The organism is Vibrio aquaticus (genome assembly GCF_003970385.1).
GTDB lineage: Bacteria > Pseudomonadota > Gammaproteobacteria > Enterobacterales > Vibrionaceae > Vibrio > Vibrio aquaticus.
In genome coordinates this window covers 1,341,216-1,357,307 of sequence record NZ_RXZH01000001.1, presented here as the reverse complement: position 1 = coordinate 1,357,307, position 16,092 = coordinate 1,341,216, and the positions used below count along the sequence as shown (strand labels likewise).

Sequence of the window (16,092 nt, the reverse complement as noted above, 5' to 3'; positions counted from 1 at the left end):
AACCACCCGGTAAAAGAAAGGGGAATACTCAACCAGTATTCCCCTTTCTGTATTCGTTGTGTGGCGTTGCTAACACCCGTTTTGACGATAGTCACACTGACGCTTCTTGTTCACCCGAATTACAATCACCGCGCTAGAGCTGCCATTTTTGGTTTTCATCAAGTCGATTGGCTGACAAATAACATCAGCTTCAAAACAGGTATCCATGTTGGAAAGTACCGTTATTTTCGCGTGCGTTTCTATACGCTTTTTATTGACGTTAGCTTGATACAACCAGTGAGCAATCCCTGATGTCAGGTCATCTCGTGTTGACACATACATGTCGAGAGGTTGGCCAATAAGTTGCTCTTCTGAAAACCCAAGCCATGTCACTGCCGCGGGGTTAAGGTAGTCGATTTCGCTCTCTTGATTGACAGTAATAATGACATCTCCAATCGCTTCCACTAATAGATCACTGAATCGACTTTGCCTTTCAACGTCCTCATAAAGTGTATTGAACTGGCGGTAAACCCGTTCCAACTCTAAAGGTAATTGTTGTTTAATCTCATCGATCTTTTTCCGGTCATGTTCATTGATCAATCTTAAGAGTTCTAATGAAGGGTGAACCAGTAGCTGTCGGATGATTCCCCACAACATCAAGGTCGTCATAACCATCAGCGCAGAAATGATCACTGGCAGTACCCAGATCTTGTTGTTTGGTTCACTCAGGGGAACATACACTAAGAAGCTCGCGGGTTGAGTTTGGCCGCCGCTATAGGTCACCTGATACTCTATCTTAAAGTTCGATTCGGTATCCGACTGCCCGGTCACACGAATCTCTACACCGTTAAGGTAGCTCACCTTCACTACTCGATGAGAGGCAGAGGTGTACTGGACATCAAACGTAAGGCCATTCGCTTGGCTATGTCTATCAAGCATATCGGACGTCACTTCTCTTAAGACTGTCACTGTACCAAGACTTTTCTGTGCCGATGACTGCTGAATTAAGGCTGTGTTGTATAGAAAGATACGTCCTTCCACAAACACCATGCCGTAATCGACGTGGTTGTCGAACTTAAAACCTTCAACGGTCACAAATCGTTGAGAAACCAACTTGAGCAATCTTGGATTAAACACCGCATTCATAGAAACGGCTTGACCATCGTTGTTCTGAAACAGTACTCCTGACACGTCATGTTTTCTCAGTTTTGTGACCGAGTAGCGCGCGTTCAAAAGCTCAGTGCTAGCATACTCAAGTAGGTCATGATTCTCAGGTGTTTGCGCAATGATTTCATTAACCTTACTCAGCGCTTCAAACTCTTGGTACACCAAGGTCGAGATGTAATGACGATAGTTACTCGTGATCTCAGCTTGCCAATACTCGCGCTCTTCTTTCACCACAATAAAAGCCGCCAGACACATCACTAGCGCAGCCAACATTGCTAAGGCGCCGACACCTAAACGTACCGAGTTATCTATCGAGTAGCGTTGATTCATAGCGACTCGCAGTACAGTTCAATTTCATTCGCCAGCACTTGCAAGTGGCGCTCTATGTATTCGACTCGTTGACCCGCATGCTCCATGTCATTGGCCTCGCTGGCTTTCTCTAGATCTTTCGCCACTGTTGCGATGGCATGGTTACCTAAGTAAAGCGCACTGCCTTTTATTCGATGTGCTACATCCTTTAACCAAGCGTTATCGCCAGATACTCCACTTTCAGAGATTTCGTTCAAATCATTACGATAATTGGCAATAAAGGTATCTAGAATCTCTTTGGCGATCTCCATGTCTCCGCCACTCATTTCAATCACAACCGTGGGTTCAAAGGCGTCATAATCAGGCAAATGTAACGGTGCGCTCGTTGGCTCTGTTGCTTGAAGGAAATCCAACAATTCTTGTTCATTGCTTGCCGTTTGTGGCTCAGACAGGTCTTCCAATTCCGCCAGCAGACTTTCCAATGGAGAATCCACTTTTTCTTGAACCATTGCGTTACGCTGATCGTCAAGCCACGATAAGTCATCTTCCGCCTCTGGCTGAGGCGTGACCGATTCAAACTCATCCAGCCAGCTTAGATCTTCATCAGCCTGTTCGAAAGAAGTGTCATTAAAACGCTCACCGCTCATAATGTCAGTTGGAGATTCATCCACCGACACTGGCTCTGTGGGTATACTTACCGCTTGAGGCGCGAGTTCCTGCACGCCCTGAGAAGGTAACTGACCAGCTGCGACACCGTGTAATTTAGTCTCAAGCACATCAATTGGGCATGGCTTTGAAATGTAGTCGTCAAAGCCAGCTGCTAAACAGCGTTTTGCCGCGCCACTTAGGGCGTCAGCCGTAATCGCAATCAAGTGCGGCTTAGAATCAGGGAACGTTTCACACACTTTGCTTGCCAGTGTAAAACCATCCATTTCGGGCATATGGCAATCAGACAAGATAAGATCGTAGCTTGGATCTGCGGTGTATTTTTCCCACGCCACCAGTCCGTTTTCAGCGGTATCAAAGGTAACCCCAAGGCGTTTAAGCTGACCACCGATTACCTTTCTGTTCACTTCGTTATCTTCAGCAAACAGCACTTTTATACGGCTTAAGTCTCCATTTACGTCAGTCTCGCCGACTTCAGAGACCACTTCTTGAGCTGGCTGTTCAACGTTAGAAACTGGCAACAGGATATTAAATAAACTGCCATGACCAACAACCGAGCTCACTTTGATCTCACCGCCCATCCCATCGACAATCTCTTTACTGATGCTCAAACCAAGCCCAGTACCACCAAATCGGCGAGTGATATCACCATCCGCTTGAACGAATGGGTCAAATAGAGACCGCAGCTTATCTTTCGGTATACCGATACCGCTGTCACGCACTTGTAAGCTGATCAGATCTTTAGATTCACAGCTGTCACCAACTCGATAATCCTTCGTGATCAGCTGAGCTGTCACTTCGACGTACCCTTTTTCGGTAAACTTAACGGAGTTAGAGACCAGGTTATTAAGCACCTGCATTAAGCGCGTCGAGTCACATGAATAAACGCGATTCAGATGGCCATCAATACGACAATTTAATGTTAACCCTTTCGCTTGTGCTTTATGCTTAAAGTTACCAATAACGCCATTGACTAACGATTCTAGGTTGCATTCAATACTCTCTAGCGTCAGCTTTCCTGCATCCATTTTAGAGAAATCCAACACGTCATTGAGCAGCGCCATCAGGTTACGTGCAGACCCATTCAGTGTATTGAGCAGATCCGTCTGTTCTTTATCTAAGCGCGTAAACGAGAGTGCTTCCGCCATGCCTAGTACGCCGTTCATGGGCGTTCGAATCTCGTGACTCATTCGTGCCAAGAAGTCCGATTTAGCTAACGCCATGTTTTCTGCTTGGCTTTTGGCTTCTTCCGCTTCCTTCAAGGCTGCCTTCAAGGAGTTTTGGATTTTGTTCCGACGTACAAGCTGCTGGCGATAAACCACCATCCCAATGATGAACAGCAAACCAAGACCTACACCCAGATACAGAACTTGTTGGTACATTTGTGCGCGTTGCACATCTTGGTAATTTTCTTCGAGCGTGCGGCGCCATTTATTGCCTAGCTCACGTTGAAATGGTTGGCCTAACGAGTAAATGCCCAAGTTCAATAGTTCGACTAACCCTTCTCGCCCCTTTGCAGTGGCAATTCGTGGCCAAAGATCGTCTTCAATATCGAGTGCGTTATGGACTTTTAAACTGTAGAACTTGTGCTTATCAACCAAATAAATGCTGTTGAGTAACTTGCCCACAAAGGCATCGGCTCGGCCTAACGCCACCGCTTTTATCGCTTCTTCCGCGGTATCAAGGTAGATGACTGGGTTATTAGGGATGATGTTCGCCACAAGATCATTTTCATGCAGCCCGCGCACAAGAGCGATGCGTAGCCCTTCTAATTCTCTGATTGAGCTGTATTCTTGTTCGCTGATGATAGCCATAGAGGCTTTATCAATGTCTTTAGTGAAAGAGAGCGTTTCGGTTCGAGCGTCGGTTCGATACACACCCGGAAATATATCCACTTCTCCGCTTGTTGCAGCATCAAGGGCTTCTTGGAATGAGCGGTAAGGTTTGCCTACAAACGTAAGACCAATACGGGAAGAGATGGCGTTCAAAACATCGATCGTATAGCCTTCAATCTCGAAGCCATCACTGATGAAGTAAGGTTCCTCGCCTCGTTCGATGTATGCGTAAGTAATCGTTGGGTTCTCAATCAACTCATGTTCAAGATCTGTCGACAAATTTTGGTAATAGTCGCCAATCACCAGATCAATACTGACATCTTCCGCAACATCAATCGATTCCCACAGATCCTCCACCAAAGCAGGGGAAATGCTTCGAATGCCTTCGTTAATTTTCAGCATGAGGTCAGTACGGTGCAACGCCACCTTGAACCTTAATGGCACCCCGCGCGTTTCGCGCGCTAAAACAAAGTCCTTGCTAACTGGGCTTTTAGCCATCAACTGAGCGAGTTCGTTTGGACCCCATGAATAAATAAAATTTACTTTTTCTGCGTGACGGATAACCTCTTGAATATCATAGCCGTGATAAACCGAAGGTTGAGAGTGGCTGTAGTTTTCTGGGTAAAGAGACGACGGTAAATTCAACGCACTTCCTTGAGCGTCGACCGAATCCGATAGGCGCTCGTAAAGCACGCCCCCCGTATAAGCATAAGGAACGCTGAACAGTGCATTGCTATAGGCGGTGTTAATGGCAGAGACAGCGACGATATCGAGATCGCCATTCATCGCCAGTCGACCTAGTTCTTCATGGGGAGCATAGCGAAAATCGATGTCGTATCCATACGCTTTGCCCCACACTTTCCAATATCGCTCCATAAAGGTTCTGAGCTTATTAAACCCTTGAACTCGAACAATATCTGACTCCGCGTGTGGCTTAGTGGGTAAACCAACACTCAAGCGAGGAAGTTCATCAGCAACACTTAAATTTGCCACCAATAATAGACCACAAATAGCCCATTTTTTTACGCGGAAGGTAAGGCACTCAAATTTCACAAGGCAACACTCAAACAGAAAACAATACGGAGTTCAGTATATTGCCGTCAGTGTCAGGTTTCTGTTCTTTAGAGAACAGACTTCTATATAAAAATAGAAAATAATAGACGGTAAAGAATATGAGGTATTGGTTGAGGTATCGTTAAGTAATGCAAATTGGAACCGTTGACTCTAGTAGACCTGTATTGATTGTCGATGACAGTCCTATGTACAGAACGGCAGCGAAAGGTATGCTGCAACGTTTGGGCTACCCAATTCAAAGGATCGACTTTGCGCAGGATGCTAAAGAAGCGAAAGAGAGGTGTAGAGATCAAAACTACGCTTTGGTTTTGTTCGACTATAACTTGGGCAAAAAAGCGAATGGTTACCAACTTATCGATGAGCTTCAACATAAACAGCTGTTGAGTCCAGACTGTGTCGTGATCATTGTTACCGGCGATGGCACTCCTGAAGTTGTGCGTGGATTTATGGAGCTCGAACCCGACGGTTACCTACTCAAGCCACTAAACTACGCAACTTTGCAAACGCGACTCCCTCAATTTTCAGCGATGAAACGCCAATTGACCGATCTACTGATCATCTATGGTAACAAGCACTATGAAACCGCCATTAAGCATGTCGATGAAGCCATGTACCGTGATGAAGATGTAATTATTAAAAGTCAGCTGATTAAAGCAAAATCACTGGCAGCGCTTGGCCGCTATGACGAATCTCGCAATATCCTTATCAATCTAAAAGGATCGTCAGAAAGCGCCAATGTTCAGCTTGAACTTGCTCGCATCACTCACTTACAGCGCCAATATAAGCAAGCCTTGTATATGGCCTCTGAAGTAAAGAAAGACCCACTTCGCAGCGCAAAAGCATTTGAACTTTGTAGTGAAATTTACTCCGCACAATCTCAATTTGATGAGGCGCTAGAAGAGATTGAATCGGCGATCAAGATCTCGCCAAAACGTTTAGCAAGGCATGAGGCAAGAGTTGCAACCCAACTGGCACTTTTCGATCTTGTGAGTGCAACGGCTAGCTTGAAATCGCTTCAAGCAGAAGCTCGAAATTCGTTTCGTGACTCGGTGCACTACTATCTGTTGCAGGCATCTATTCAAATTGATTTGGCGATTTTTGACTCACCATCAGCGAAAGAGTCTAACATCGCTGGTGTTGCCAGATTAATCGAACAATGGCGACAACTGTATACCCGCGAGCAATACAAAGGCTTTGAGCTTTTGATCATGAGCCGGGTCTTTAAGATTAAAAGTGACTTCAGTAAATCCCGTCATTACTTCGATTCGTACATGCAGCTCCGTAACGAAACGAACAACTACGAGCCGAGCTTGTTTGAACTAATGGAGCTGGCAAAAGCGGCATTAGCCATGAAAGAGCAAGAGATCTATCAAACGGCGGTGGCACAAGCGATAAAGGCACTTAATCAATACCCTAACGTTACCGCACAGAATGGCTTTGCGAGCTATTTCCAGCAGTACCGCACCAAGCGTGAACAGATCGAAGTGCAGCTGAAAAAGATAAAAGAGCGCACTAAAGAGTATGTCGCCCATCACCATTTTGACAAAGCCGCTGTATTGCTCAGCAAGGCCTTGAAAACAAATACGCTCGACAGCGAAGCCTGTTTATTAATGCTTGAAGTGCTTACTCGTTCGTGGCCACCCGCCTGGACTCGCACTCAGGTTTCTAAAATCGCGATGATTTGTAAAGACCATCTCAAAGGCAGCCCGCAAAGTAAATCGCAAGCGTATTTTAGAGCCTGCGAGACGCTCGCCTCACAGCTCAATATGAACGAGCTAAAAGAAACGGCATAAAGTAGTTAAATTATGGCACAAGCAAATATTCTCATCATTGAAGATGACGCGTTTCATGCAAAGATTTTGCAGCGATTCTTGAGCAGTCTATCGTCAGCGCACATTCTGGTAGCCCAAAACGGTCATGAAGCCGTTGAAGCTCTTGAACATCACTGTCCAGATATCATCTTTTGTGACTTGTACATGCCGGATATGGATGGCGTTGAGTTTATTCGTCACTTCTCTAAGACCAACCTATCCGCGTCCCTCGTGCTGACAAGCAGTGTCTCTGATGATGTACAAGAATCGGTCATGGATATGGCTCGATCATACGGACTCGACAACATCAGTAAATTACCAAAGCCGATCAGCAAAGCGGATGTGGCTCAGGTACTGCGTGACCATCAAAGTCCTGCAAAGCACACCATGACGATGATAGAAAACAGTGAAATTACCGCTCAAGAAGTGCGTCATGCTCTATTGCGAGATGAGTTCGAACCCTTTTTCCAGGGTCACTATTGCTCTAAGACTCAGCAGTTGATTGGCGCAGAAGCCCTGGTTCGCTGGAATCATCATAGCCTTGGTTTGCTGACACCTGATAAGTTCTTGCCCGCGGTATTCAAAGGAGGCTTAAGCTACGCGTTAAGTTGTAAGATGCTACGCGCGAGTTTAGAAAACGCGTCAAGCTGGCATACCCTTGGTCATCACATTCAAATTTCGATCAATGTTTCCCCTTCTGATATGGAGCACCCAGACTTTGCCGATAAAGTCATTCAGGCGCTCGACCATGCCAGGTTTCCAGCCAATAAACTCACGCTAGAAGTGACCGAAGTAGAGATTACCCATGATCTTGGTCGGGCACTCGATAATATGTCGCGCCTTAGAATGCGAGGTGTCACTATCTCTATCGATGATTTTGGCACGGGCTATTCGTCAATTAGCCAACTGATCAACAGCCCATTTAGTGAGCTAAAAATAGATCGCCTTTTCATCAGCCGTATGTCGGAAAGCCCAAAACACTTTTCAGCGCTACAGTGCATGATCAACTTGGGTAAAAGCTTGGGGTTAAAGCTGGTCGCGGAAGGAGTTGAAACCCGTATTCAAGCGAAGATGATGGAAAAACTTGGCTGCGATATATTGCAAGGGTTCTATTACAACAAACCGATGAGTTCAGCTGACTTTGTTGAGCGCTGCATGTTGGGTGCCACAGCAAATATGGTGTCAGAAAGCGCCTAAATATTGCGGCTAACCTTATGACGGGTATACACTTACACTGAGTTACATAACGAGGAGTAAGTGTGGATAGTTTACAGGAAGTCATTCAATGGCCGTGCGAATTACCTAACGCGACAAAAGAAGCCATCGTCCTGAATGCTATGCGTATCCAGCAATTTGGATCGGCAGCAGCACCAAACCGAACCATGAAAGGGGTTATCTACATTAAGCGAGGTATCGCTGCTATTGGTCTCACTTCAGAGCATACCAACACGATGAACTCCGGTATTTTTGGTACTGGAAATTGGTTAGGCGGCAGTATGATTAATCATGGCTCTCGCATTCTCGCTAACATCGAACAGATTGAACCTATTGAAGTCATCTTTTTCGCCAAAGACAAGATTGATCACTTAGCGAACCACGACCCCTACATCTATAAATGGCTTTACCACGCCTCGATTTCAACGCAGCAACAATGGCTCAATGCGCAAATTGTTTCTTTGCATGATCGAGAAACTCGCGTCATTTTCGCCTTATTGCAAATAGCCAAATACACCAAACAAGTGAAAGGCAGTAAAACAGCCGTTCATGCCTCTCAGAAACAGCTAAGCATGATCACTGGTATATCCAGACCACGCCTGAATGAAGTGCTTAAAATGCTCGAAGCTAAAGAAGAGATCAGCGTCAGCCGCGGTGTGATTCATTTGCTCGAGCCGATGAGGCTGTCAGAACAGTTACGAAAGCTTGAATCCTCCATCAGTAATGACGCCTAAGGCTCATTACCGTTCACCTTTAGCAATTGATCGACGAGTAAAAAATATCACTTTGGATTGTATGTTCGAAGTGAAACTCTAACGTTTTACCCTGCTCGTCTGTCACTAAGATCGTGAGTTGTTCAGGTGTCACTTTGATCGGAGGGTACTTCGCTTCATACCATGAACGGTAACCGGTGTCTGAATCATAATATTCTGACGTTAATCTCATCTCGCTTGGCGCCGTCATCAACGCACCACTTTCTGTCACTACTTCAGCGTGAACCAACTTACTCTCTTCATTGTCTGATTCAAGTACCGCAACGACGGTAATGCCATTCTCATTATCACGAGATGGGTACACATGGATAGTATGTCCATCATACTGCTGCTGTAGGCCATCATGCTTGGCTTTATGATAACCACAACCCATACTCGCCGCGGGAGTTTGATCCTGCTCGGCTACTGGTTTGTAGTAATCACGAGTCGTCGGGTATAAGACACAGCCACCCAGCGTTAACGTCAATACGGCAATCAGCAAAATTCTGTTCATCATTGTCTCCTGTTTAGGTGGTCATTATGAACAGTGTTTTATTAAAAATCCAGCTTCAATTACAAACGCTTACTTTTCAAAAATGAAAACATAAGTGTCATTACACTTTAAAAATGGAAAGAAAGGAAATTCAGATACAAAAAAACCAGCCTTAAGCTGGTTGATTATAAAATAATGGAGGCGCCTCCCGGAATCGAACCGAGGTCCACGGATTTGCAATCCGCTGCATAGCCACTCTGCCAAGGCGCCGTTATTTTATCTGCTCTAAGAGCTAAGTAGAGATGGTGCCCCGGGCCGGACTTGAACCGGCACAGCGCGAACGCCGAGGGATTTTAAATCCCTTGTGTCTACCAATTCCACCACCAGGGCAACGCATAAAGCGATGGTACACCATCATTCCATTGGGCTTCCCCTTTGGAACGAGGTGTACTTTAACGGATTGAGTTTCTGCGTCAACCAATAAACTCATTCTCTTGAGTTAAGTGCCGAAAAAACCAACTCAAGCGGATAAACTTTGACACAAAGTGTTAGTTTTCAACCGGTTTCCTCTCGTTTAACTCACCACTACCGCCCCACTTTCAACGTCGACCTTCCAACACTTCAGTCGATTTTCTGGTCGTTCAATGCATTCACCATTATCAAGCCTAAAATGCTGCTTATAAAGCGGCGAAGCGACACAAAGATGTCCATTCACATCCCCGACTATGCCTCGACTCATGACATGCGCTTTGCCGATAGGATCCCAATTTTGCACCGCATACACGCCTATGTTTGGCACATTGAACAAGGCGACTTGCTCACCAGAAATGATGGCCGCTCGCCCTTGATAAGGAGGTAAGTCAGACAAGTCGCATACCTTCACTTTCTCTTTAATATCCATTTACACCTCCTCTTTGACAGGGATACGTTGACCACGCACACGCTGGTACGGCAGCGCTTCACTTTCTAAGTGGCTATTGATGAATGGTTTAAAGCGAGCCAATTTCTCCGGTGTTTCAACCGTACTCTTCCATTCACATTGATAAGTATCCACTACGTGCTGCATCTGTTGTTCTAAAGAGTCTGCAAGACTTAACGAGTCTTCTATTACCACTTCTTTCAAGTACTCTAAGCCACCTTCAAGGTTTTCCATCCAAACAGATGTGCGTTGCAGACGATCAGCGGTTCGCACGTAAAACATCAATACTCGGTCAATCAAGGCAATTAGCTCTGGCTTTGATAAGTCTGATGCGAATAGATCAGCGTGGCGGGGACGCATGCCACCATTGCCACAAACATAGAGGTTCCAACCGTTCTCAGTCGCGATCACACCAATGTCTTTGCTTTGAGCCTCAGCACATTCCCGCGTACACCCAGATACGGCAAACTTGATCTTATGTGGCGCTCTTAAGCCTTTGTATCGGTTCTCAAGCTCTATCGCTAATCCGACTGAGTCATCCACACCATATCGGCACCAAGTGGAGCCCACACATGATTTCACCGTACGTAATGATTTGCCGTAGGCATGCCCAGTTTCAAAGCCAGCATCAATCAACGACTGCCAGATGTCTGGTAGCTGCTCGACTTGAGCGCCGAACAGATCAACACGTTGTCCGCCGGTAATTTTGGTGTACAAATCAAACTTCTTAGCCACTTCACCCAACGCAATCAATTTGTCTGGTGTGATTTCACCGCCCGCGACACGAGGTACAACGGAGTATGAACCATCTTTTTGTAAGTTCGCCATAAAGGCATCGTTAGAGTCTTGGAGGCTAGTATGCTGAGGCTCCATGATGTGTTCATTCCACAGCGATGCAAAAATCGAAGCAGCAGTCGGTTTACAAAGATCGCAGCCATGCCCCTGACCATGTTTGTTGAGCAGCGTGTTGAAGTCTTTGATCTCTTCAACTTGGCAGATGTGGAACATCTCTTGGCGCGACAAAGCGAAATGCTCGCAAACGTGATTGTTTACTTCTACGCCCATAGCGCTTAGTTCACCGTCTAACACCGACTTAACCATATTGCTGCAACCACCACAGCCTGTTCCCGCTTTGGTTTGTGATTTGAGGGTATCGAGGTCGTGTGCGCCCGCTTGGATAGCGCTGACTAAGTCTCCTTTCGTGACGTTGTGGCACGAGCAGATCATCGCGCTGTCTGCCATCTCGCCCTGTAGCATTTTAGTATCGAACAACAAGTTAGCGGCGTGATCGGGTAACACGGTTTCATTGAGATAACACTGAAGCAAGGTGTCGTAGTCTGAGTTATCACCGACTAAGATCGCGCCAAGCAGTTTCGTTCCTGTTTCATCCACCACCAGCTTTTTATAAACACCTGCAACCGCATCTTGAAGTACCATTTCTTGAGCGCCTTGAGTCACCTTGTGGGCATCTCCTATTGAAGCCACATCGACGCCAAGTAGTTTGAGCTTGGTACTCATGTCAGCGCCACTAAAACCAGCATTTTCCTTTGATGTGATGGCATCTGCGACCACTCTCGCCATGCTGTAACCAGGCGCAACTAAGCCGAATACTTTCTCTTGCCACAGTGCGCATTCCCCAATAGCGAAAATATTCTCATCGCTGGTTTTACATTGGTTGTCGATAATGATCCCGCCGCGCTCACCCACTCTGATATTGGCCTCTCTTGCCAATGAATCTTGAGGGCGAATACCCGCAGAAAAGACAATCACATCGACTTCCAACGCTGGCTTGTTTTTTAAAACCATGCGATGGCGAGCGCTTTCACCATCACAGATTCTCTCAGTAATAGTGTTGGTATGAACCGTTAGCCCAAATGCTTCTATTTTCTGCTTGAGAACATCACCGGCCCCATCATCCAATTGAACTGGCATTAGACGGGGGGCAAATTCCACTACATGCGTTTTAACCCCTAAGAGCTTTAATGCATTAGCCGCTTCTAAGCCAAGTAGGCCACCACCAATCACCGCGCCTGTTTTCGCACCTTCACAGGCGGTTTTGATTTCTGATAGATCATCGAGTGTGCGATAAACAAAAATGTTGTCACGATCGTTGCCCTCAATAGGAGGAACAAACGGAAATGACCCGGTGGCGAGCACCAATTGGTCATAACCTAACACGCTGTCACCATCGAGTATCAAACGCTTTGAATCTTTATCAATTTGGGTAACTTCGCAACCAAGCATGAGTTCAATACCATGTCTGGCATACCACTCTTCGCTGCTAAGCATGAGATCTTGATGACTATTACCTGAAAAAAGTGAAGAGAGTTGAACTCGGTCATAGGCGATAAATCGCTCTTCACCGATAACGGTAATACGTTTTTCTAAATGTGCGCCTCGCTCTACAAGTTGTGCGACTAAATGATGCCCGACCATTCCATTGCCGACGATAACTATGTGTTCCATCACTTTCTCCTTATGCCGATTTCGCTGGCACACGTTCAGTGCGCTGCTTGCTTGGCTTCTGAGTCATTGCTTTCGACTGCTTCTCGTACAAGAAGCGCAGTACCGACTGGCGATACTTTTGATATTGCGGGTCATCCGCTAACGCCACTCGATCCCGTGGTCTTTCAAGATCCACATTGAGGACTTCACCAATGGTTGCCGCGGGTCCATTGGTCATCATCACGATTTTGTCTGATAGCAGCACGGCTTCATCGACATCATGGGTAATCATGATCACCGTGTTGTTCAACTCAGCTTGTATCTTCATTAGTGAGTCCTGCAAATGTGCACGGGTTAACGCATCAAGTGCTCCGAACGGTTCGTCCATAAGAAGCACTTTGGGTCTTAGCGCTAGCGCACGGGCGATTCCCACTCGCTGCTTCATACCACCAGAAATCTCATCAGGCTTTTTGTCCGAAGCATGAGTCATCTGGATCAAATCTAGATAGTGCTCTACCTGCTCTTTTATCCAGGTTTTCTTGTCACTGCCTTGCGTGTATTGATCAGCAATTTGCTTCACTGCGAGCTCAACATTTTGATACACGGTAAGCCAAGGCAAGAGCGAATGGTTTTGGAATACGACCGCTCGTTCTGGCCCTGGATCTGCGACTTCACGGCCGTCAACAATCACACCACCATCTGTTGGTAAATGTAGGCCTGCAACCAAGTTAAGTACGGTCGATTTGCCACAGCCAGAGTGACCGATCAACGAGACAAACTCCCCTTTTTTGATTTGCAGATTGACGTTTTTAAGGGCGATAAACTCACCATTCGGTGTTGGGAAACGCATCCCCAACTGGGTGAGGTCAAGTAGTGGTTTAGACATGAGAAACTCCTTATCGCAATGCCTGTTGTTTGTTCCATGACAGCCATTTTTGTAGCTGAAGCATGCCTCTATCGAGAAGTAGACCAATCAAGCCAATGGTAATGACCGCCACCATGATTCGCCCAAGAGAGGCAGAACTGCCATTTTGGAACTCATCCCAAACAAACTTTCCTAAGCCCGGGTTTTGCGCCAACATTTCTGCCGCGATAAGCACCATCCATGCGATACCGAGTGAAAGGCGTAAGCCAGTGAAAATCATGGGAATTGCGGAAGGAAGAACGATGACGCGAATATGTTTCCACCAAGATAACTGCAGCACTTTACTCACATTAACCAAGTCTTTGTCGACGCTGGTGACGCCCACTGCGGTATTGATCAACGTTGGCCAAAGGCTGCATAACGCTACCGTAAGCAGTGAGTTAACAAACGACTTAGCGAACATTGGATCATCGCTTACATAAGTCGCACTGACCACCATGGTTACGATTGGGAGCCATGCCAAGGGCGACACCGGTTTTAGCAGCTGAATGATTGGGTTACACGCTTGGTATGCACCCTGATTAAGGCCCAAGACAATACCGAGTGGGATCGCAATCAGTGTCGCCAGCATAAAGCCACTGGTCACGGTAATCAGGCTCGTGACGATTTGGTCAAAGAACGTTGGTTTGCCGGTGTAAGGGCGAATTTTCACTTTCGCCTCAGGATTCTTTGCCAACTTTGCTGCATTACGCTTTTCTTGACGCTCAATGAACGCCACTTCTTTCTCTCGCTCATCAAAATGCTCAACGACGAGATTGCTAAATTGCTGATACGTTTGTGTAGGACCGGGTAACGTCCCCAACGAAGTTTGGACTTGTTTCGCACTCAAGTGCCAAAGCATCAGAAAAAAGAGTATTCCGATCAATGGCAGAAGTAGTACCTTACTTTTATTAGCGACCACTTGTGTGGTGGGGATCAGTGAGATCACATTGCTCGACATAACGACTCCTATGCTTATCGAGGGATCAAGGGCGTTCACCGCCCTTTACTAGAGCTTGGGCTAAACCTTGTCTTTTCCTTTCAGGCCAATCGAAAACTTGCCTAGGTAAGCATTTGGCGTGCGTCCGTCATAAACGATATTGTCGATAAAGTGTTTCTGCGGCGCTCTAAAGCCATCTTCTTGTGTGAAGTTTGGAAAATCACCCGATGTCAGCACACCATCTTCAACCAAGGCTTGAGCCGCCTGTTGGTAGATATCTGGACGGTAGACTTTCTTAGCGATATCCATGTACCAATCGTCCGGTTTTTCTTGCGGGATTTGTCCCCATCGGCGCATTTGGGTTAGATACCAAATCGCATCGCTGTAGTACGGGTAAGTCGCGTTGTAGCGGAAGAACACGTTAAAATCCGGCACTTCTCGTACATCACCTTTTTCATATTCAAACGTGCCTGTCATCGAGTTGGCGATAACTTCGAAATCTGCGCCCACATATTCACTTTTAGCCAACAGTTTCACCGCTTCAACTCGATTCTCGTTGTTATTGGCATCCAACCAATGAGCTGCTCGAATCAACGCTTTCACTACGCGAATATGCGTATTCGGGTACTTCTCTGCCCAAGCCTTAGACACACCGAACACTTTCTCAGGGTTGTTTTTCCAGATTTCGTAATCGGTCACGACTGGCGCTCCAATGCCTTTAAACACCGCTTGTTGGTTCCAGGGTTCACCAACGCAGTAGCCTTCAATGGTTCCCGCTTCCATGGTTGCTGGCATCTGTGGTGGTGGCGTCACACTCAGTAGAACATCCGCATTCACTTGACCACTGTTATCTCCCGATTGTGGTGCGTAATAACCCGGGTGAATGCCACCTGCCGCTAACCAATAGCGAAGCTCATAGTTGTGAGTAGACACGGGAAACACCATCCCCATGTTAAAAGGCTTACCCTCATCTAAATAGCTTTCGACCACTGGCTTCAACGCATCCGCTTTAATCGGGCGAACCAGCTTACCATCCGCTTCTGTCGGAACATTTGGCTTCATCTGCTGCCATGTTTTATTTGAAACCGTAATCGCATTGCCGTTTAAATCCATACTAAAAGCGGTAATGACCTCGGCTTGTGTACCAATACCAATCGTTGCGCCCAGTGGTTGCCCTGACAGCATGTGCGCCCCATCAAGTTCTCCATCAATCACTCGATCTAGCAGCACTTTCCAGTTAGCTTGCGCCTCCAGCGATACGTATAGTCCTTCGTCTTCAAAGAAACCTTTTTCATAGGCCACAGCCAGCGGCGCCATGTCGGTTAGTTTGATAAAGCCAAACTTTAAGTCTTCGATTTCTGGCTCTCCTAATTCGGCCATTGCATTTGGCAAAGAGAGCGCCGAAACGAGGGCAACTGAAGTGCAGGTGGTTTTAATGAGTGACGTCCATTTCATAAACTTTCTCCAATAAAAAAGGCGCTACGACTCAAGTGAGCCGTAGCGCCATTGCATCCTTGTTGATTACCGCCGTTGATAATCTAAGGTCACGATTGAACAACTATTATTTCAAATACTTGTTACTG

At 46.4% G+C, this 16,092-nt stretch carries 11 protein-coding genes and 2 tRNA genes; 3 read left to right on the top strand and 10 right to left on the bottom strand.

Annotation, left to right across the window (positions count from 1 at the left end; translation table 11 throughout):
* Positions 1–69: 69 nt before the first annotated feature.
* Both EJ063_RS05895 and EJ063_RS05890 read right to left on the bottom strand, forming a co-directional pair.
* Complete coding sequence (locus EJ063_RS05895; protein WP_126573057.1) at positions 70–1,476, bottom strand: PAS domain-containing protein; 1,407 nt, start codon at positions 1,474–1,476, stop codon at positions 70–72.
* Positions 1,473–4,949, bottom strand: coding sequence for an ATP-binding protein (locus EJ063_RS05890; RefSeq protein WP_126573056.1), 3,477 nt, complete (start codon positions 4,947–4,949; stop codon positions 1,473–1,475). The genes EJ063_RS05895 and EJ063_RS05890 overlap by 4 nt, the downstream gene beginning before the upstream one ends.
* A gap of 209 nt (positions 4,950–5,158) precedes the next feature.
* On the opposite strand from EJ063_RS05890, the gene EJ063_RS05885 reads away from it, so the two are divergent.
* The 3 genes from EJ063_RS05885 to EJ063_RS05875 all read left to right on the top strand — a co-directional run bounded on the left by EJ063_RS05885 (position 5,159) and on the right by EJ063_RS05875 (position 8,790).
* Positions 5,159–6,823: a response regulator gene (locus EJ063_RS05885; protein WP_126573055.1), complete on the top strand. Its 1,665-nt coding sequence runs from the start codon at positions 5,159–5,161 to the stop codon at positions 6,821–6,823.
* A gap of 12 nt (positions 6,824–6,835) precedes the next feature.
* On the top strand, positions 6,836–8,038 hold the full coding sequence (locus tag EJ063_RS05880) for an EAL domain-containing response regulator (protein WP_126573054.1): 1,203 nt from the start codon (positions 6,836–6,838) through the stop codon (positions 8,036–8,038).
* Positions 8,039–8,100: 62 nt separating this feature from the next.
* Positions 8,101–8,790 carry a Crp/Fnr family transcriptional regulator gene (locus tag EJ063_RS05875; protein WP_126573053.1) on the top strand — a complete coding sequence of 230 codons (690 nt, stop codon included), beginning with the start codon at positions 8,101–8,103 and terminating at the stop codon, positions 8,788–8,790.
* Positions 8,791–8,809: 19 nt separating this feature from the next.
* Here EJ063_RS05875 and EJ063_RS05870 read toward each other — a convergent pair whose 3' ends face one another.
* The 8 genes from EJ063_RS05870 to EJ063_RS05835 all read right to left on the bottom strand — a co-directional run bounded on the left by EJ063_RS05870 (position 8,810) and on the right by EJ063_RS05835 (position 15,964).
* Positions 8,810–9,325 carry a hypothetical protein gene (locus tag EJ063_RS05870; RefSeq protein WP_244225142.1) on the bottom strand — a complete coding sequence of 172 codons (516 nt, stop codon included), beginning with the start codon at positions 9,323–9,325 and terminating at the stop codon, positions 8,810–8,812.
* Between the two features lie 172 nt (positions 9,326–9,497).
* A tRNA-Cys gene (locus tag EJ063_RS05865) sits at positions 9,498–9,571 on the bottom strand.
* Between the two features lie 33 nt (positions 9,572–9,604).
* Positions 9,605–9,691: transfer RNA gene (locus EJ063_RS05860), tRNA-Leu, on the bottom strand.
* Between the two features lie 184 nt (positions 9,692–9,875).
* Positions 9,876–10,202 (bottom strand): nitrite reductase small subunit NirD, encoded by a 327-nt coding sequence (gene nirD / locus EJ063_RS05855; RefSeq protein WP_126573052.1) that lies wholly within the window; start codon positions 10,200–10,202, stop codon positions 9,876–9,878.
* On the bottom strand, positions 10,203–12,686 hold the full coding sequence (nirB, locus tag EJ063_RS05850) for a nitrite reductase large subunit NirB (protein ID WP_126573051.1): 2,484 nt from the start codon (positions 12,684–12,686) through the stop codon (positions 10,203–10,205). It abuts the gene before it with no gap.
* A gap of 10 nt (positions 12,687–12,696) precedes the next feature.
* Positions 12,697–13,551, bottom strand: coding sequence for an ABC transporter ATP-binding protein (locus EJ063_RS05845; protein WP_126573050.1), 855 nt, complete (start codon positions 13,549–13,551; stop codon positions 12,697–12,699).
* 10 nt (positions 13,552–13,561) lie between these two features.
* A complete protein-coding gene (locus tag EJ063_RS05840; protein WP_126573049.1) occupies positions 13,562–14,530 on the bottom strand; it encodes an ABC transporter permease in 969 nt (322 codons plus the stop codon).
* 60 nt (positions 14,531–14,590) lie between these two features.
* Positions 14,591–15,964, bottom strand: a complete 1,374-nt coding sequence (locus EJ063_RS05835; RefSeq protein WP_126573048.1) for a CmpA/NrtA family ABC transporter substrate-binding protein — start codon at positions 15,962–15,964, stop codon at positions 14,591–14,593.
* Positions 15,965–16,092: the final 128 nt, after the last annotated feature.